At 74.4% G+C, this 17,903-nt stretch carries 15 protein-coding genes and 1 tRNA gene; 7 read left to right on the plus strand and 9 right to left on the minus strand.

Features of this window, described 5'->3' with window-relative positions; all coding sequences use genetic code 11:
- Window positions 1-1,203, minus strand: coding sequence for an acyltransferase domain-containing protein (locus tag RM425_RS09720; protein ID WP_311344992.1), 1,203 nt, complete (start codon window positions 1,201-1,203; stop codon window positions 1-3).
- A gap of 142 nt (window positions 1,204-1,345) precedes the next feature.
- Complete coding sequence (locus tag RM425_RS09725; protein ID WP_311344993.1) at window positions 1,346-2,512, minus strand: PucR family transcriptional regulator; 1,167 nt, start codon at window positions 2,510-2,512, stop codon at window positions 1,346-1,348.
- Between the two features lie 57 nt (window positions 2,513-2,569).
- Between RM425_RS09725 and RM425_RS09730 the strand changes: the two genes are divergently transcribed.
- Genes RM425_RS09730 through RM425_RS09740 form a run of 3 tightly spaced genes read left to right on the plus strand, consistent with a single transcriptional unit; the run spans window position 2,570 to window position 5,058 of the window.
- Window positions 2,570-3,256, plus strand: a complete 687-nt coding sequence (locus RM425_RS09730) for a phosphatase PAP2 family protein (protein ID WP_311344994.1) — start codon at window positions 2,570-2,572, stop codon at window positions 3,254-3,256.
- The gene (locus tag RM425_RS09735) at window positions 3,253-3,813 is read left to right on the plus strand and encodes a pirin family protein (protein WP_311344995.1); all 561 of its coding nucleotides are present in this window, start codon (window positions 3,253-3,255) and stop codon (window positions 3,811-3,813) included. The genes RM425_RS09730 and RM425_RS09735 overlap by 4 nt, the downstream gene beginning before the upstream one ends.
- Window positions 3,814-3,852: 39 nt before the next feature.
- Window positions 3,853-5,058, plus strand: a complete 1,206-nt coding sequence (locus RM425_RS09740) for a M20 metallopeptidase family protein (protein WP_311344996.1) — start codon at window positions 3,853-3,855, stop codon at window positions 5,056-5,058.
- 38 nt (window positions 5,059-5,096) lie between these two features.
- Here the strand turns inward: RM425_RS09740 and aceE are convergent, their stop codons facing one another.
- Window positions 5,097-7,913 carry a pyruvate dehydrogenase (acetyl-transferring), homodimeric type gene (gene aceE / locus RM425_RS09745; protein ID WP_396137038.1) on the minus strand — a complete coding sequence of 939 codons (2,817 nt, stop codon included), beginning with the start codon at window positions 7,911-7,913 and terminating at the stop codon, window positions 5,097-5,099.
- Window positions 7,914-8,291: 378 nt separating this feature from the next.
- On the opposite strand from aceE, the gene RM425_RS09750 reads away from it, so the two are divergent.
- The 3 genes from RM425_RS09750 to RM425_RS09760 all read left to right on the plus strand — a co-directional run bounded on the left by RM425_RS09750 (window position 8,292) and on the right by RM425_RS09760 (window position 9,370).
- A complete protein-coding gene (locus tag RM425_RS09750) occupies window positions 8,292-8,711 on the plus strand; it encodes a DUF3052 domain-containing protein (RefSeq protein ID WP_311344997.1) in 420 nt (139 codons plus the stop codon).
- Window positions 8,712-8,799: 88 nt separating this feature from the next.
- Window positions 8,800-9,261: a peroxiredoxin gene (locus tag RM425_RS09755; protein ID WP_311344998.1), complete on the plus strand. Its 462-nt coding sequence runs from the start codon at window positions 8,800-8,802 to the stop codon at window positions 9,259-9,261.
- Between the two features lie 37 nt (window positions 9,262-9,298).
- Window positions 9,299-9,370: transfer RNA gene (locus RM425_RS09760), tRNA-Val, on the plus strand.
- A gap of 27 nt (window positions 9,371-9,397) precedes the next feature.
- Here RM425_RS09760 and RM425_RS09765 read toward each other — a convergent pair.
- Both RM425_RS09765 and RM425_RS09770 read right to left on the minus strand, forming a co-directional pair.
- Entirely contained in the window at window positions 9,398-10,225 is an 828-nt protein-coding gene (locus RM425_RS09765; RefSeq protein WP_311344999.1) for a potassium channel family protein, read from the minus strand.
- 49 nt (window positions 10,226-10,274) lie between these two features.
- The gene (locus RM425_RS09770) at window positions 10,275-11,087 is read right to left on the minus strand and encodes an esterase/lipase family protein (protein ID WP_311345000.1); all 813 of its coding nucleotides are present in this window, start codon (window positions 11,085-11,087) and stop codon (window positions 10,275-10,277) included.
- Between the two features lie 213 nt (window positions 11,088-11,300).
- Between RM425_RS09770 and RM425_RS09775 the strand changes: the two genes are divergently transcribed.
- The gene (locus tag RM425_RS09775) at window positions 11,301-12,215 is read left to right on the plus strand and encodes an alpha/beta fold hydrolase (RefSeq protein WP_311345001.1); all 915 of its coding nucleotides are present in this window, start codon (window positions 11,301-11,303) and stop codon (window positions 12,213-12,215) included.
- A gap of 9 nt (window positions 12,216-12,224) precedes the next feature.
- On the opposite strand, the gene RM425_RS09780 is transcribed toward RM425_RS09775, so the two are convergent.
- The 4 genes from RM425_RS09780 to RM425_RS09795 form a co-directional block, all read right to left on the minus strand.
- Window positions 12,225-13,265 (minus strand): NAD-dependent epimerase/dehydratase family protein, encoded by a 1,041-nt coding sequence (locus tag RM425_RS09780; RefSeq protein WP_311345002.1) that lies wholly within the window; start codon window positions 13,263-13,265, stop codon window positions 12,225-12,227.
- The gene (locus tag RM425_RS09785; protein ID WP_311345114.1) at window positions 13,262-14,734 is read right to left on the minus strand and encodes a WS/DGAT/MGAT family O-acyltransferase; all 1,473 of its coding nucleotides are present in this window, start codon (window positions 14,732-14,734) and stop codon (window positions 13,262-13,264) included. Before RM425_RS09785 ends, RM425_RS09780 begins: the two co-directional genes overlap by 4 nt.
- A gap of 159 nt (window positions 14,735-14,893) precedes the next feature.
- Window positions 14,894-15,853, minus strand: coding sequence for an alpha/beta fold hydrolase (locus RM425_RS09790; protein WP_311345003.1), 960 nt, complete (start codon window positions 15,851-15,853; stop codon window positions 14,894-14,896).
- A 45-nt stretch (window positions 15,854-15,898) separates the two neighbouring features.
- Entirely contained in the window at window positions 15,899-17,869 is a 1,971-nt protein-coding gene (locus RM425_RS09795; RefSeq protein WP_311345004.1) for an FUSC family protein, read from the minus strand.
- Between the last annotated feature and the right edge of the window lie 34 nt (window positions 17,870-17,903).

Here is a 17,903-nt window from a genome sequence, read left to right on the forward strand (position 1 = left end):
TCACGCGGACACCTCCGGGTAGAGACGGGCGATCGGGTCGCCGGCGTCGACGAGGTCGCCCTCGTGCACCAGCCACTCGGCCAGCACCCCGTCGTAGGCCGCGGACACGTTGACCTCCTCGCGCCGGCCGCGGATGCAGCCCAGCGGGGTCCCGGCCGGCAGGTGCGAGCCCTCGGCGACCTCCGCGGGGCTCACCGTGCCGCGGGCCGGCGCGACGACCACGCGCCAGTCGGGGAAGTGCTCCGCCTCCGCGCGGCCGCGCTCGGCGGCGATCAGCTGCCGGGCGCGGTCGAGATCGGCGGGGCTGCTCACCGCCAGGATCTCGATGCCCGCGCCCTTCCACTCGCGTTTGGCCAGCCCGGCCAGTGCGCCGGCCGGCGGCAGCTCGATCACGGCGGAGACGCCGAGATCCCGCAGGGTGGCCAGGCAGGCGTCGAACCGGACGGGGCTGGTCACCTGGGTGACCAACCGCCGCAGCGCCTCGGCGCCCGTGCTCACCGCGGCGCCGTCGGCGTTGGAGAGCAGCAGGCGGCTCGGATCCATCGGCGTCAGCCCGTCGACCAGGCCCTCGAGCTGCTCTCGGGCCGAGGCCATGAAAGGGGTGTGGAACGCGCCGGCGACCGACAGCGGCATCACCCGCGCCTTCGCGGGCGGGTCGGCCCTTAGGGCGGCCAGACCGTCGAGGGGACCGGCGGCCACGACCTGCCCGGCGCCGTTGAGGTTGGCCGGCGCCAGCCCGTGCCGCTCGAGGGAGGCCAGCACCTCGTCGGGGTCGCCCCCGAGGACGGCGGACATCCCGGTCGGTGTCTGTGCGCAGGCGGCGGCCATGGCGCGCCCGCGGACGGCGGTCAGTGCGATCGCGGCCTCGACGGTGAGCACGCCGGCGACCGCCGCGGCGGTCAGCTCGCCGACGCTGTGCCCGGCGATGACGACGTCCCGGCCCGCGTAGGGAGTGTGCGTGACCGGCCCGGGCAGCCCGCCCAGCTCGCGGGCCACGAACAGGCTCATGGCGACCACCAGCGGCTGGGTGACCGCGGTGTCGGCGATGGCCTCGGCGTCGCCCTCGGTGCCCAGCGTCAGCAGGTCGGCGTCGGCGATGGCGCCGGCCCAGCGGAAGAACGACTCGGCTCCGGGGAGCTCCAGCCAGTCGGCGAGCATTCCGGGCTTCTGGGCACCCTGACCGGGGGCGAGAACGGCGAGCACCCCCACACCGTGCCAAAGACCGCGGTCGGCCGCGGTGGTGCACGGCACGAAAGCACATAGGTGATCTTTGGAGGGTTCCCACAAAGCGGGCGGCGGTACGGGCCGGAAATCCCAGGTGGCGTGGTGGGAACCACACGGTTCCTCAGTCCCAGAGGGAGCGTTCCCGGTCGAGGTGGGCCAGGGCCAGCGCCACCTGGAGGGTCCAGCCGCCCCGCGGGTCGGTGGCCGAGAGCCCGGTGAGCTCGGCGGCCCGCTTGAGCCGGTACCGCACGGTGTTGGGGTGGACGAAGATCGCCCGGGCACTGGCCTCCAGGTTGCCGCCGCTGCCGAGCACCGCGCGCACCGTCTCGAGCACCCCGCTGCCGGCGGCGTGCAGCGGCCCGGCGACCTCGTCGCGGAGCGCCGCCCGCGCCAGGGGATCGCCGTCCAGGGCCCGCTCGGGGAGCAGGGCACCGGCGGTGACCGGACGCGGCGCCTCCGGCCACGCCCGGGCCGCGCGCAGGCCGGCCAGCGCCGCGGCCGCCGACTCGCCGGCGCGGCCCAGGCCCTCCACGACCGGACCGGAGACGACCGGGCCGGGGCCGAACTCCTCGGCCACCCGGGTCACGACCGAGGGCAGGTCCTCGTGGCCGCCCAGGACGACCACCAGCTGGTCGGCGTGCACGCCGACCAGCACCTCGCTGCGCAGTGCGCGGGCGGCCCGGCGGACGGCGGCGTGCGGGTCGGCCGCGCCGTCGGGGGTGGGCCCGACGACCACGGTGACCGGGCTCATCGCCGACCAGCCCAAGGCGGCCGCGCGGCCGGCGAGCTCCTCGGAGCGTTCGCCGCGCACGAGGGCGTCGACGAGCAGCGCCTCGAGCCGGGCGTCCCACGCCCCGCGGCTCTCCGCGAAGCTGGCGTAGACGTGGGCGGTGGCGAAGGCGACCTCCCGGCTGAACTGCAGCACGGCCAGCCGCAGCATCTCCTCGTCCCCGGGCTCGGCGACCGAGGACACGTGGTCCTCGAGGGTCTCCACGGTCACCTTGATCAGGTCGACGGTCTGCTTGAGCGCGACGACCCGTACGAGCTCGCGGGGTGCGGCGCCGAAGACCTCGCCGGTCAGCCGTGGCGGCCGGCCGGGGTCGCGGCACCACTCGACCAGGGAGGCCAGACCCGCCTGCGCGACGAGCGTGACCCACGAGCGCTGGTCGGCCGGCATCGCGCGGAACCAGGAGAGCTCGTCGTCCATCCGGGCCACGGCCTGGGTGGCCAGCGCACCCGACGAGCGCTCGAGCCGCCGGAGGGTGGCCGCGCTCGGGCGGTCGATCACCCGGCTCCTCACCGCGTCAGCGTGTCACGTGCGGAGCGTGTCGGGGAGAGTAGGACCGTGAGCGTTCCCCCGGACGGTGGCACGACCGTCACCCGCAGCCGTGCCCCGTCGCGGGCCCCGGGGGTCCTCGCGGTCTGCGCCGCGGTGCTGGCGCTGCTCGGCGTCGGGGTGCGCACCGGCGTCGGACCCCAGCAGGTGGTCGACGCCCAGGTGAGCGAGGCGGTCTACGTCGGGGACGACCGGAGCCGCGGGCTGGACCTGCTGCTCGAGGTGCTCACCGCACCCGGGCTGTCGTGGTTCCGGATCGTCGTGGCGGTGCCGGTGCTGATCTGGCTGGTCCGCCGGCGGGCCTGGCGGACGGTGCTGTGGGTGCTCGCCGCGGCGGTGCTCGTCGCCCCCGTGACAGCTGCCCTCAAGGAGTTCTTCGGCCGGGTGCGCCCGGCCTTCGACGACGGCGGCGCTCGCTACGACTCGCTCAGCTTCCCGAGCGGTCACTCCTCGGGCATCGCGACCCTGGTCGCGGTCGGCCTGCTGCTGGCCTGGCCGTCGCTGGCACCGGGTGCCCGGCAGGTCTGGACGGCGCTCGGCGTGCTGCTCGTCGTGCTGGTCGGGCTCACCCGGATGTGGCTGGGCGTCCACTACCTGTCCGACGTGCTGGCCGGCTGGTCGCCCGGGCTGGGCTGGACGCTGCTCGCCGCCGTGCTGATGGGCGTCCTGCCGCTGCGCCCGAGGGAGCTGCCGTGACGCCCGGGCCCGCGCAGCACACCGTGCTCGCCCCCGACGACGGCTCGCTGGGCCCGCTGCTGCGGGTGTCCGACGACCGGCTGGCGCGCGGCCGGAGCTACGGCTCCCATGAGCACGCCCGCGTCGACGTCGTGGCCGTGGTGCTGGCCGGCTCGCTGCACCACCGGTGGGGCGACGGCGCCCGCATGGCTCCCGGCGACGTCGCGGTGCTGCGGGCGGGCACCGGTCTGGTCCACGACGAGGCCGCCGGCGACGACGGCGCCCGGGTGCTGCAGTGCTACCTGCGGCCCGCCCGACCGGCCGCGGAGCCCTCCCACGAGGTGCACCGCGGCGTCACCGGCCGGGTCGGGCTGCACCGTCCCGACGCCGAGTTGTGGGTGGTGCGGGCGGCGCCCGGCGTCCCGGTCGACGTGCCGGCGGGGCTGCTGCTCCGGGCCGGTACCGGGACGACCGTCGTCCGGCACAGCGGTGGTCCCGTCGTGCCCGACGAGCAGGGGACCCTGCTGCTCTGGCAGCTGGAGACCGGCCGCCCGGCCTGGGCCGACGACGGGCCCTAGGGGTGGGCACCGGCCCCGGCCGTGGGTGAGAGTGGAGCCATGCCGACCACCCCCGCCGATCTGCTCGCCGCCGCGTACGACGACGCCGACCGCACCGTCGACCTGCGTCGTCGGCTGCACCGGCGGCCGGAGATCGGCCTGAAGCTGCCGCAGACGCAGGCGACCGTGCTGGAGGCGCTCGCCGAGCTGCCGGTCGAGGTGACGACCGGGACGGCGGTGAGCTCGGTCGTCGGCGTCCTCCGCGGGGCGCGGCCCGGTCCCACCTACCTGCTGCGCGCCGACATGGACGCCCTCCAGGTGCACGAGGACACCGGTCTGCCGTTCGCTTCGGAGATCCCCGGCGCGATGCACGCCTGCGGGCACGACACCCACGTGGCCATGCTGCTCGGCGCCGCCCGGCTGCTCGCGGAGCGCCGCGACGAGATCGCCGGCCAGGTCGTGCTCATGTTCCAGCCGGGGGAGGAGGGCCTGCACGGCGCCCGCTACATGCTCGACGAGGGCCTGCTCCGCGTCGTCCCGGAGGCGCCGGTGAGCGGCGCGTTCGCGATGCACATCATCTCGAACCTGCCCAGCGGCAGCGTGCACGTCCGGCCCGGGCCGATGATGGCCGCGGCCGACCAGTGGCGCATGACCGTGCGCGGCCGCGGCGGCCACGCCTCGATGCCGCACAGCGCCGCCGACCCGGTCCCGGTGGCGGCCGAGATCGTGCTCGCCCTGCAGTCGATGGTCACCCGCCGCGTCGACGTCTTCGACCCGGCGGTGGTCACGGTCGCCCACATCGCGGCGGGCTCCCGGGACAACGTCATCCCGGAGATCGCGTTCATGGAGGGCACGATCCGCACCCTGTCGGCGGAGCGCCGCCGGGACGTCGTCGCCGCCGTGCAGAGGGTCGCGACGCACGTCGCCGCGGCGCACGAGATGACGCTGGTGTTCGAGCACACCGCGGGCTACCCGGTCACGGTGAACGACGCCGGCGTCGCCGCCCGGGTGCTGCAGACCGCGGGGGAGCTGCTCGGGACGCCGGCCGCGGTGGCGGCGCCCGCGCCCGTCATGGGGGCCGAGGACTTCTCCTACGTGCTTGAGCAGGTGCCCGGCGCGATGGCCTTCCTCGGCGCCTGCCCGCCCGGGGTGGAGCCCGCGGACGCCCCCGCCAACCACTCGAACCTGGTGGTCTTCGACGAGGCGCCGCTGCCCGCCGGCGTCGCCCTGTACGCCCGGATGGCGCTGGACGCCCTCGCCGGATAGCGGAACGGCCCGCCTCCGGGAGGAGGCGGGCCGTCCGTTCACGTCGCGGGGCTGGGGTCGCTCCGGTCCTCGGCCGGAGCGGCGTCGACGTCGCGGATCCGGTACTTCTCCACGGCGTCGGTCACCCGCGCGCGGTCGACCTGCCCCTCGTCGGCCAGCGAGGCCAGCGTGCGGACGACGATCGACTCGGCGTCCACGTGGAAGTGCCGGCGCAGCGCCGGACGGGTGTCGGACAGGCCGAACCCGTCGGTGCCGAGCGAGCTCAGCCCACCGGGCACGTACGGGGCGATCAGGTCGGGCACGGCACGCATCCAGTCCGACACCGCGATCACCGGGCCGGTCGTCTGCGACAGCCGCTGGGTCACGTACGGCGTCTGCGGGTCCTCCTCCGGGTGGAGCAGGTTGTGCTCGGTGACCGCGTCGGCCTGCCGGCGCAGCTCGCCCCACGAGGTGACCGACCAGACGTCGGCCGACACCCCCCAGTCCTGCGCCAGCAGCTCCTGCGCGCGCAGCGCCCAGGGCACCGCCACCCCCGAGGCCAGCAGCTGCGCCTTGACCTCGCCGGGCTCGCCGTCGTCGGCCCGCGGGCCCTCGGCGTAGCGGTACATGCCGGCGAGCACGCCCCGGACGTCGAGGTCCTCGGGCTCGGCCGGCTGGACGAAGGGCTCGTTGTAGACCGTCAGGTAGTACATGACGTCGGGGGAGCGGTGCCCGCCCAGCGGTGCACCCGGGTCGTCGCCGTACATCCGCACGAGGGCGTCGCGGGTGATGTGGGCGAGCTCGAAGGAGAACGCCGGGTCGTAGGACACCACCGCCGGGTTGGTGTGCGCCAGCAGCAGCGAGTGCCCGTCCTCGTGCTGCAGCCCCTCGCCGTTGAGCGTCGTCCGCCCCGCGGTGGCGCCCAGGACGAAGCCGCGGGTCATCTGGTCGGCGGCGGCCCAGAAACTGTCACCGGTCCGCTGGAACCCGAACATCGAGTAGAAGATGTAGATCGGGATCATCGGCTCGCCGTGGGTGGCATACGACGTGCCGACGGCGGTCAACGATGCGGTGGAGCCCGCCTCGTTGATGCCCTCGTGCAGGATCACGCCCTGCTCGGACTCCTTGTAGGCCAGCATCAGCTCCCGGTCGACCGAGGTGTACCGCTGGCCGGCCGGGTTGTAGATCTTGTGGCTGGAGAAGAGCGAATCGAGCCCGAAGGTGCGGGCCTCGTCGGGGATGATCGGCACCAGGCGCGGGCCGATCTCGTCGTCCTTGAGCAGCTCCTTGAGCAGGCGGACGAACGCCATCGTCGTCGCCACCTCCTGCTTGCCCGAGCCCTTGCGGAGGATGTCGAGGGCCTTGTCCTCGGGCGCCTTGAGAGTCTTGAACTCCGCGCGCCGGCGCGGCACCGCGCCGCCCAGGGCCCGTCGCCGCTCGAGCATGTACTGCATCTCGTCGGAGTCGGGGTCGGGGCGGTAGTAGGGCGGCAGGGTCTTGTCCAGCGCCGAGTCGGGGATGTCCAGGTAGAGCCGGTCGCGGAAGAGGGCGAGATCCTCGGCGGTCAGCTTCTTCATCTGGTGGGTGGAGTTGCGGCCCTCGAAGTGGCTGCCCAGCGTCCAGCCCTTGATCGTCTTGGCGAGGATCACCGTCGGCTGGCCCTTGTGCTCCTGCGCCGCCTTGAACGCCGCGTAGACCTTGCGGTAGTCGTGCCCGCCGCGGGAGAGGCCCCAGATCTCCTTGTCGCTCATCCCCTCGACGAGCTTGCGGGTGCGCGGGTCGCGGCCGAAGAAGTGCTCGCGGACGAAGGCGCCGTCCTCGGCCTTGTAGGTCTGGTAGTCGCCGTCGGGGGTGGAGTTCATCAGGTTGACCAGGGCGCCGTCGCGGTCGGCGGCCAGCAGCGGGTCCCACTCCCGGCCCCAGATCACCTTGATCACGTTCCAGCCGGCGCCGCGGAAGAACGACTCCAGCTCCTGGATGACCTTGCCGTTGCCGCGCACCGGGCCGTCCAGGCGCTGCAGGTTGCAGTTGACGACGAAGGTGAGGTTGTCCAGCTCCTCGCGGGCGGCCAGCCCGATGGTGCCGAGCGACTCGGGCTCGTCCATCTCGCCGTCGCCGAGGAATGCCCAGACGTGCTGGTCGGAGGTGTCCTTGATGCCGCGGTCGTGCAGGTAGCGGTTGAACCGCGCCTGGTAGATCGCGTTCATCCCGCCCAGGCCCATGGAGACGGTGGGGAACTCCCAGAAGTCCGGCATCAGCCGCGGGTGCGGGTAGGACGACAGCCCGCCGCCGGGGTGGCTGACCTCCTGCCGGAAGCCGTCGAGCTGCTGCTCGGTCAGCCGGCCCTCGAGGAAGGCCCGGGCGTAGATGCCGGGGGAGGCGTGCCCCTGGAACCAGATCTGGTCGCCGCCGCCGGGGTGGTCCTTGCCGCGGAAGAAGTGGTTGAAGCCGACCTCGTAGAGCGAGGCCGAGCTGGCGTAGGAGGAGATGTGCCCGCCGACGCCGATCCCGGGTCGCTGCGCGCGGTGCACCATGATCGCGGCGTTCCAGCGGATGTAGGCGCGGATGCGGCGCTCGGCGTCCTCGTCACCGGGGAACCAGGGCTCGCGCGCCGGCGGGATGGTGTTGAGGTAGTCGGTGCTGCGCAGCGCGGGAACGCCGACCTGCTGCTCGCGGCTGCGCTCGAGCAGCCGCAGCATGAGGTAGCGGGCGCGCTCGCGTCCCGCGTGGCCGACGACCGCGTCGAGGGAGTCCATCCACTCCTGGGTCTCCTCCGGATCGATGTCCGGCAGCTGGCTGGGCAGCCCGTCGGTGATGACCGCGCGGGGTGCGCCTGTGTCGCGGGCGGGGTCGCCGTCCGACTGCTGTGCGCTCATGCCCCCATGGTCTCCCCTGGGCGAGCCGCCCGTCACGTTCCGGGCCTTCTCCGCGGTGCGCGTCGGGCGTCCCTGGGTCGGCGAGTCTTGCGTCGTGGCGGTCATGCCCTACGCTTCCGCCCACGTGGCCCGGTGGAACGGGCCCGCACGCGAGCCCCGCCCAGCGGGGGGACGAGAGGGGTGGCATGGCCAGGCAGCGGGGAGCTCTCCCGCCGGTCGTGTCCGCGCCCGTCCGCCCTCGCGTCGCCGGGGAGGAACGTCCGCGCCGGCACCGGTGCGCACGCCCGTGACGCGTCCCCGCGCGGACGGCCCGCAGGCAGGGCACCATCCATCCCACGAGCCATCAGCAGCAGGTCCACCCATGGAGGAGCAGTACGGATGAGCGTCGACAGCGCCGGCATGGCGGCCCGGCTGGGCATCAAGCCGGGCATGGTCGTGCAGGAGCTCGGCTGGGACGAGGACGCCGACGAGGACCTGCGCGACGCCATCATCGAGCTCTCGGGTGGCGAGATGGTGGACGAGGACACCGACGAGGTGGCCGACGTCGTGGTGCTGTGGTGGCGTGAGGACGACGGCGACCTGTTCGACGCCCTGACCGACGCCATCACCTCCCTCGGCGAGGACGGCGTCGTCTGGCTGCTGGTGCCCAAGTCCGGCCGCCCCGGTCACGTGGAGCCCGGCGACGTCACCGAGGTCGCCCCCACGGCGGGTCTGCAGCAGACCAGCAGCGTCTCCGCGGCCAAGGACTGGTCCGGCATCCGGCTGGTCAGCCCGAAGACCGCGCGCAGCCGCCGGTAGCAGAAGGACCCCTCGCCCCCCACGGCTCGCGGGCTCGCCGTGGGCCCCTGCGAGGGGCCGCCCAGAACCGTTGCGGCAGCATGGGGGCATGACGCTCTCCGTCGGCGACGCCGCTCCCGAGTTCAGCCTCCCCGACCAGGACAAGCAGGTCGTCAGCCTCGCCGACCTGCGGGGCACGCCCGTGCTGCTGGTCTTCTACCCGTTCGCCTTCTCCGGCATCTGCACCGGCGAGCTGTGCCAGCTGCGCGACGAGCTGGCCAACTACACCGAGGCCGGCGTGCGCGTGCTCGCCATGAGCACCGACCCGGTGTTCAGCCTCAAGGCCTTCAAGGCCCAGGAGGGCTTCGACTTCCCGCTCCTGTCGGACTTCTGGCCGCACGGGGCCACGGCCCAGGCCTACGGCGTCTTCAACGACAAGGCCGGCATGGCGGTGCGCGGCACGTTCCTGATCGACGCCGAGGGGACGATCGCCTTCGCCGAGGTGAACGGCCCCGGTGACGCCCGCGAGCAGTCCGGCTGGAAGGACGCGGTCGCGCAGCTGGCGGCCTGACCCGCCGGGCGCCCGGGGTCTCTACCCTGGGCGCGCCGGGCGCGTAGCTCAGCGGTAGAGCTCTCGCCTTACAAGCGAGCGGTCGCAGGTTCGAACCCTGCCGCGCCCACCGGAGACCGGCGACCGGCCCCGGGGATCACCGGACCGGCCCGCCCCCGTCGTGCGCGGGAGGAGCCGGTGCCGCGCTCGGGGCACCCGTCCTCCCGGAACCGGAGAACGGGCCTCCCGGCTCCGGCTGTCCCGGGTCGCGGTCGGCCGACAGCTGGGCGCGGAGCGCGGCCACCTCGGCGGTCAGCGCGGCGATGTCGCGGCGGGTGACCGCCTCGGCCGCCTCGTCGGCCTGCTGGACCTTCTCCACCAGCCAGGAGGCGACGGCCGCCGTGACCGTGCCGAGCAGGGCGATGCCGACCAGCATGAGCCCGGCGGCGATGGCGCGGCACGTGCCCGTCACCGGGAAGCGGTCCCCGTATCCGACCGTGGTCACGGTCGCGAACGCCCACCACAGCGCGTCGGGGAAGTCGGTCACGTTCGCCTCGGGGTGGGTGCGCTCGGCGTCCAGCAGGGCCAGGGCGGCGAGGAACATCACCAGCGCCGTCGCCGACCCCACGTAGGTGAGCACGCGCCCGCGCAGCGCCCCGCCGGCGTAGCGGTCGAGGACGCGCAGCACCGTCACCAGCCGGAGCAGGCGCAGGGGACGGAGCAGCGGCAGGACGACGACCGCCAGGTCGATCAGGTTGGCCCGCACGAACCTCGGGCGGTCGGCGGCCAGCGCCAGCCGGACCACGTAGTCGACGGCGAAGGCGGTCCAGGTGACCCAGGTCAGGACCTCGCAGAGGAGCCGCCAGGAGCGGTCGAGGTCGGGATCGAGGATCGGCCAGGCGTAGGCGGTCAGGAACACCACCGAGGCCACGGTGAGCGGCCAGTCGAGGAGTTCCTCCCAGCGTCGGCCGCGAGGGGTGGTCACCCGCCGAGGATGGCACCCCCGGTCCGGCGGCCGGCGGGGAGGCCGACCCTCAGGCGGCGGAGTCCGCCACGGCGTCGGCCGGAGAGCACGGCTGCGGCTCTGCGGGCTTCGGGAAGGCCGGACGGAGGAACCGGGGCGCCTGGAACGGCTCCCACGTGCCCTCGGGTTGCGCCAGGCGGTCGGCGACGGCCCAGATCGCGGCCGGGTGGTGCCCGAGCCCGAGGTGGCTGGCGGTCACCGCGATGTTCTCGCAGCGCTCGCCCGGGGTGTCCAGGCAGGTCTGCCAGTGCACGATGCCGTCGTAGTGGGAGTAGATCGAGGTTGCCGGGACCGGCAACGGCACGCCGTCGGGCTCCAGGGGCAGCGTGCGCTGCTCCACGTGCAGGTGCGAGTACCGGTCGAAGACCCTCGCGGCGCGCGTCTGCTCGTAACTGGTCAGCCGGAACGGGCTGCCCAGGGTGATCACCTGGCGGACCTTCGTGGGGGAGGTCCGGGCGAGGTCGCGGGCGAAGATGCCACCCAGGCTCCAGCCGATGATCGTGACGGGTCGCCGGTACCGGCCGTGCAGGTAGTCCAGCTTGTCCCGGAGCCCGTTCACGCACAGCGCGGTCGGGCCGATGTTGCGTCCCAGCCCCCACCCGTGGACGCGGTAGTCCAGCCGGCGCAGGGTGCGGCGCAGGGCCGCGGTCGACACGTCGTCGGCCAGCAGCCCGGGCAGCACCAGCACGGGGTGACCGTCGCCCTTGGGCAGCCGCGGGGTGAGCGGCCGGGTGGCGAGGTACAGGCCGTAGTCGGCCACGGCACGGCCGGGCTCGCTCAGGTAGAGCGGGAGCGCCGGTCCGGCGTGCGTCTGTCGAGCCACGTCGACCTCCGGTTACGTCGTTGCACAGGCAAGTACCAGCGTGCGTCCCTGCTCACACCCCGGTCATCGAATGGCAATGTGAGCGTTGCCCAACTGTGTCCTGGGTCATATCGGCACAGCGGACCCCGGCTCCAGCGGAACCGGCGCCCGGCCGTTCCGCAGGCGGTCGTGCGACCGTTGTCCATGGTGGGGGCGACGAGAGGACGGACGGGTGTGACAGCGGAACAGGAGACGCCGGGGGAGAGCCGGATCGTCGACCTCGGTGGCCCGGTGCACTACGTCGACTTCGGTGGCCCCCAGGGCGCACCGCGGGTGGTGCTCGTCCACGGCCTCGGCGGCTCGCACCTCAACTGGGACACCTTCGCGCCCCTGATCCGTGCGCACGCCCGGGTCCTGGCCATCGACCTACCGGGGTTCGGCCGCAGCGAGCCCGGCGGCCGCCGGGCGACGGTGCACGCCAACGTCGACGTGCTGCACCGCTTCCTGCTGGAGGTGGCCGGGGAGCCGGCCGTGCTGGTCGGCAACTCGATGGGCGGGATGATCTCCATCCTCGAGAAGGCCCAGCACCCCGAGGCGGTGAGCGGCCTGGTCCTGCTCGACCCCGCCGTGCCGGGCCCGCGGCGCTCGCTGGACCCGCTGGTGGCCACCATGTTCGCGCTCTACGCGATGCCCGTGCTGGGGGAGCGCTTCCTGTCGCTGCGCCGGGCGCGGCAGACGCCGCTGCAGCGGGTCCGGGAGGTGCTGCGCCTGGTCGGCGTGGACCCCGACACGCTCCCCTCCTCGGTCATCGACCGCTCCGTGTCGCTGCTCGAGGAGCGCGAGGACCACGCGGGCATGGACAAGGCCTACCTCGCCGCCGCCCGCTCGCTCCTCGCCCAGCTCGCCGACCCGCGGCGCTACCGGGGGGCGATGGAGCGGATCACCGGGCCGGTGCTCCTCGTGCACGGCGACCAGGACCGGCTGATCCCCGTGCAGGCCGCTCGGGACGTCGCCCGTCGCCACCCCGGCTGGCGGTACGTCGAGCTCGACGGGATCGGGCACGTGCCGCAGCTGCAGTGCCCGGAACGGCTGGCCGACGAGGTGCTGCCGTGGCTGGCCGAGGTCGGCGCCGTCCCCACCGGGAGCTGAGCCCGCGCGTCAGGACCGGTCGCGGAGGGTGTCCCGCAGCGCTTCCAGGCCGGTGTAGCGCGGTCGCCAGCCCAGTTGGTCCCGGGCGCGGGTGGTGTCCATGATGGCCGGCTTGCTCGCGGCCTCGACCCACTCGGCCACCGGGGGCAGGAACGGCAGCCGGGACACCGCGCGCGCGGCGGCCTGACCCGGCCCGGCCGGCAGCCGGATGGGCAGCGCGCCGAACTCACGGGCGACGTCGGCGGCGGTGACGACGCCCTCCCCGGCGATGTTGTAGGCCCCGGGAGGCCCCGCGCCGACCACGCACAGCTGCAGCGCCCGGCCGACGTCCTCCTCGTGGACCAGCTGGAGGGGGTGCTCCGGCACGAGCAGCGGGAGCGGCAGGGGCAGCCGGCGCGGCCGGCCGAACAGCAGCCTGCCCAGGGGCGCGAGCGGGCCGGGCAGCACGTCCTTGGCACCGACGGCGTTCGGGCCCAGCACCACGGGCGGGCGCAGCAGGTAGAGCGCGAGCTCGGGTGCGGTCTCCGCCTCGCGGTGCAGGAGGTCCTCGAGCTCGGCCTTCTCCTGCGCGTAGAACAGCCGCGCCGCCGGGCGCACCGGCCAGTCCTCGTCGATGAGCTCGGGGTTGTCGGCGTGGAACCCGTAGGCGGCCACCGAGGAGGCGTAGACGAACCGGTGTGCGCCGGCCGCCGCCGCGGCGCGGAAGACGTTGAGGGTGCCGTCCACGTTGATCGCCCGGATGGTCTCGCGCGGGGCGTTGCCCGAGATCAGGAACGCCAGGTGGACGATGACGTCCGCGCCGGCGAAGGCCTCGCGCAGTGCGTCGGGGTCCCGGACGTCGCCCTGGCGGTACTCCATCTTCGTCCAGCCGCGCTCGGCCGGATCGAAGGGCCGGCGCGCCATGCCGATGACCCGGGAGATCCGGTCGTCGTCCTGCAGCAGTGGCATCAGCCCGGCCCCGAACGTCCCGGTGGGCCCGGTGACGGCGACGGTGAGATCGCGGTCCCCGCTGCGGCGCCGTCCCCCGGTGCGCTGCTTCGACGGGCTCACCGGGCCGCCGCTGACGCCGACCGCGCGCGGGGCTTGCGGCCGGCGGCCCCGGCCGGCGCGGGCTGCTCCGCCCCGGGCGCCGGCTGCTCCGCGCGGGCGAGCTCCAGCAGCTCCTCGATGCCGCGGCGGATCCCCGCGGAGAGGACGTCGACGTCGGCGAAGGCGTCGAAGTCGGCGTTGATCCCGAAGGTCATCGTGTTCTGGTAGCTGAAGATGCCGATCGAGCAGCGGGTGCCGCCGGCGATGGGCACGTAGGCGTAGGCCGAGCGCATCCGCCGGCCCAGCACGTACAGCGGGATCGGCGGCCCCGGCACGTTCGTGGTCACCGCCTGGCACCAGACCTGGCCGGCCGCCAGCGCGGCGCGCACGCCCAGGGAGAGCAGGGTCGGCGCCACGTAGTCGCCCATGCCGATGATCGACGGCACGTCGACGGCCTGCATCGCCTTCTTGTACTCGTCCATCTGGCCGCGGATGGAGGTCAGCCGGGAGAGCGGGTCCGGGTCGCCGACCGGCAGGTCGACGAAGACGCAGGAGACCGCGTTGTTCAGGGTGCCGCGCTGGCTGTCCGACCGCACCGAGACCGGCACCATGGTCCGGACCACGAGCTTCTCCGACGACAGCTCACCACGGCCCTGGAGCAGGTGGCGGAAGCCGGTGGAGATCGAGGCCAGCACGACGTCGTTGACGGTGCCGCCCAGCGTGGTCCGCACCTCCTTGAGCTCGGCGAAGTCCCCGGAGGTCCAGGCCCACCGGCGGTGCGGCCCGATGGGGCCGTTGAGCGAGCGGGCGGTGGGCGTGAGCGCCTGCTTCGCCAGCGAGGGGAGGGTGGCGGCGACCGACCTGCCCGAGTCGATCAGCTGCCGGGCGATGCGGGCGGCACCGCCGGTCGCCGGCAGGGACGTGACCTGCCGCAGCGGGTGGGCCACGGCCTCGGCGAGCGCGCCGGCGACCATGCCGGCGCTCGAGGGAGACCGCTGCGGCGACCAGTCCCGGGGTGCCTCGTGGGTGGCGTCGGGGGAGAGGTCGAACATCAGCTGCATCAGGTCGGTGCCGGCGACGCCGTCGACCATGCAGTGGTGGACCTTGGAGATGATCGCCCAGCGGTCGTCCTCCAGGCCCTCGATCAGGTAGAGCTCCCACAGTGGCTTGGACATGTCCAGTCGCGAGCCGAGCACTCGGCCGGCCAGGTTGCGCAGCTGCTCGTCGTTGCCCGGACGGGGCACCGCGGTGTGCCGGACGTGGTAGAGGATCTGGAAGTGCGGGTCGTCGACCCACATCGGCCGGCCGAGCTGCATCGGCACCCCGCGCACCCGCTGCCGGTACCGGGGCACCATCGGGAGCTTGCTGAGCAGCAGCCGCACCACGTCGCCGTAGGTGGGTGCCGGGCCGTCGAAGACGGCCACCGACCCGACGTGCATGGGCGTGTTCTCGCTCTCGGCGAAGTAGAAGCCGCTGTCGAGCGCACTCATCCGGTCCACGTTCTGCTCCTCGCCGCCCCTCGGTGCCGGTGCTCCGGAGAAGGGCCGTTCCACGTCGTCCGTGGCCGCTGAAATTAGGGGTGTCGCCGGGTTACTGCAAGGTGGGGATCGTGACGGGGGCCACAATTGCATGCCCCGCGTGCGGTGCGTTCAACCGGCCCTCCTCGGGGCCTCGTCCAGCCGGTCGAGCAGCTCCAGGAAGGCGCGGTCGACGACGGCGGCGCGGGTGAGGTTCACGCTGTGGCCGGCGCCGGGGACGACGACCAGCTCCGCGCCCACGGCCTCGGCGATCCGCCGGCCGTGCCCGGCCGGCGTGAGCCGGTCGTGCGTCCCTGCCACGACGGTCACCGGCACCCGCCGCAGCACCTCCAGCGCCGTGGTCTCGTCGTGGTCGAGGAAGGTCGCGTAGAACGCCGCGACCACGGGGTAGGGCGTCTCCTCCAGCAGCCGCTGGACGAGGGCCACGCGGGCCGGGTCGGCGTCGTCACGCCCGAACAGCTGCCGGCGGGTGAACCAGCGGCCGAGGGGGCTCCCGCGCCAGCGGAAGCGCTCGAGCACCGGGGCGACCAGCTGCACGCCGCGGAGGTAGAGCGGGAGCAGGCCCGTCCTCCGGATCAGCGCGACCAGCCGGCCGAGCACGCCGGTCTCGACCAGCCCACCGGCCGACGTCGCCAGCAGGAAGACGCCCACCACGCGGTCACCGAACAGCTCGGGCCGCCGGCGGGCCAGCGCCAGCACGCTCATCCCGCCCATCGAGTGCCCGGCGAGCACCACCGGGCCGGTGGGGGCGACGGCGTCGAGCACCTGCCCCAGGTCGCGGCCGGTCCGGTCGATCGTCGCCTGCGTCAACGGCGTCCAGCCGGAGCGGCCGTGCCCCCGCTGGTCCCAGAGCACCAGCCGGGCGCGGTCCTTCAGCGCCGCCCGCTGCAGCTGCCACTCCGCGAGCCGGGCGGTGAAGCCGTGCGACAGCACGACGGTCAGCGGTGCGTCCGCGTCCCCGTCCAGCTCGACGTGCAGGTCGATGCCGTCGTCGGTCCGGACGGTGCGCGAGCCCGGGGGCGGGGGGCCGGACAGCGGCGGGATCGTGGGCACGGGCGGCGGGGTGGGCACGCGGCACATCCCAGGGCCTTCCGGCGCAGGAGGCAACCGGAGGGCTCAGCGCCGGCCGCGGAACGAGCGCCGGCCCGGGGCGTTGTCGCGGAGCAGCCGGCGGGCCGTGTCCACCTCGCGGGCGACCGGTGCGAGCACGCCCTCGGCGTGGAGCTCCGCGTCGTCCGTGGTCCCGGTCGTCCGGACGTCGTCCTCCAGCCGGCGGATCGCGCGGCGCAGCACCGCCACCTGCGCGAGGTCGGGCACCGGCTCGCCCTCCCGGGTGGCTATGACGGCCTCGGTCACCGCGTCCGACGTGCGTTCCAGCGCGACGATCACCGGCCACCACGCCGCCGCGCGGGTGCTGATGGGCGGCGGCTCGGCCAGCCGTCGCTGCAGCTGGGTCTGCAGCTCGGTGAGGGCCCGGTAGTTGCGGCGGCGGGCGCGGCGACGGTCGGCCGGGCTCCCGGTGAAGGCGGCCTCGACGAACTCGTCCAGCGCCACCGTGGCGTCGTGCAGGGCCCGGCCCAGCTGCGCCCGGAAGGTCTGCGGCCAGAGCAGGTAGCCGAACACCAGCACGATCGCGCAGCCGATCAGGGTGTCGACCAGCCGCTCGGCGACCAGCCCGGCGTCGTCGGTCAGCGTCAGGTCGAGCATCAGCAGGATCACCGGGGTCTGGAACACCGAGAAGAGGCCGAAGTTCGCCGCACGCGCCCACGGCAGGACGGCTGCGGACAGCGCCATCGGCACCAGCAGCCAGGCGCTGCCGCCGAGGAGCGCCAGCAGCGCCGATCCCAGCAGCACGCCGACCAGGGTGCCGGCGCCGCGCTGCACGGCCCGGCCGAAGACCGACCCGAAGTCGGGCTTGAGCACGATGGCCACGGTGAGCAGCACCCAGTAGGGGCGCTCGGTGGGCAGGAGCTGACGGGCGATCTCCGCGATGGACATGCACAGCGCCAGGCGGACGGCGAAGGCGCGGCTGTCGGCGCTGGCCATCGTGCGGTCGGCCAGGTCCCGCAGCCGCGAGCCGAGATCGGTCTCCGGCCGCTCGGCGGCGGCACCGGCGCGTTCCTCGGGATCCCCGACGACGTTCCAGACCAGCCGGACACCGTGGCGGACGGCGCGCCGTGCGCGGTGCCCGTCCTCCACCGCGGGCGGTCGCCCGGCCGGCAGCTCCCGGGCTCCGGTGAGTGCGGCGGCCAGGTCGCGCACGGCGGCGACGTCGTCGTCGGCCGGGACGCGTGCGCGGGCGGCCGCCACCGCGGCCTCGACCAGCGGCGCGGCCGAGTTGAGCACCCCGGCCAGCTCCGAGAGCTCGCGCACCCGGCCGGCGTGGTGGCTGCGGCTGCGGATCACGCGGTCGTAGGCGTCGTTGAGCGCGGTGGTCAGCTCGCGGCGGGCGGCCTCCGCGTGCGGTGCGTCCTCGGCCTCGAGCAGGTCGGCGATGCGCGTGAACACCGCCGCAACGGCGGCGCGGTCGGGGTCGCCTCCCTCCGTGCGGTGCTGGACCAGCGTCGTCAGCGTCGCCCACACCGCTCCGAGCAGGAAGAACGCCACCTCGGTGTGCCACGACAGCGAGGTGAGGAGGCCCGAGGAGAGCGCGGTGTAGATCAGCAGCTGCAGCGAGCCGAACGACATCGTCGCGTCGATCCGGCTGATCCCGGCCGCGAGGACGGCGATCAGCGCGATCACCGCCACGGGCACCCACCCGTCGCCGGTGGCCAGGCCCCCGGCGAGCAGCCCGAGCGTCCCGAAGGCGCCGGCTGCGGCGATCCGTCGCAGTTTGTCCCGCTGGGGTCCCGCCTGCGGCGCCAGGGTCGCCGCCAGCGCGCCCATGGTGCCGAAGGTGCCGGCGCTCAGCGTCGTCCCGGGCTCGATGCCGCCCCCGACGGCGACGGCCACGGCGAGCGGTGCGGGGATCGCCACGGCGAAGCGGACGGCGTCCCGCCACGGCACCGGGGGCCGGCCGGTGCGGGCCAGCTCCTCGAGCCACGCCGGGGCGTGCAGGCCCCTGCTCAGCCCGCCGTCGCCGCCCACGGCCAGAGCTTGTCACCGCGGTGCGGCGATCTTC

It is taken from the genome of Blastococcus goldschmidtiae (genome assembly GCF_031845325.1).
Classification (GTDB): domain Bacteria; phylum Actinomycetota; class Actinomycetes; order Mycobacteriales; family Geodermatophilaceae; genus Blastococcus; species Blastococcus goldschmidtiae.

Excerpts from the sequence above, each read along its gene's own strand:
- RM425_RS09740 (WP_311344996.1), top strand. The coding sequence starts at position 3,853 with ATGCCGACCACCCCCGCCGATCTGCTCGCCGCCGCGTACGACGACGCC.
- aceE (WP_396137038.1), bottom strand. The coding sequence starts at position 7,913 with ATGAGCGCACAGCAGTCGGACGGCGACCCCGCCCGCGACACAGGCGCA.
- RM425_RS09750 (WP_311344997.1), top strand. The coding sequence starts at position 8,292 with ATGAGCGTCGACAGCGCCGGCATGGCGGCCCGGCTGGGCATCAAGCCG.
- RM425_RS09755 (WP_311344998.1), top strand. The coding sequence starts at position 8,800 with ATGACGCTCTCCGTCGGCGACGCCGCTCCCGAGTTCAGCCTCCCCGAC.
- RM425_RS09785 (WP_311345114.1), bottom strand. The coding sequence starts at position 14,734 with ATGAGTGCGCTCGACAGCGGCTTCTACTTCGCCGAGAGCGAGAACACG.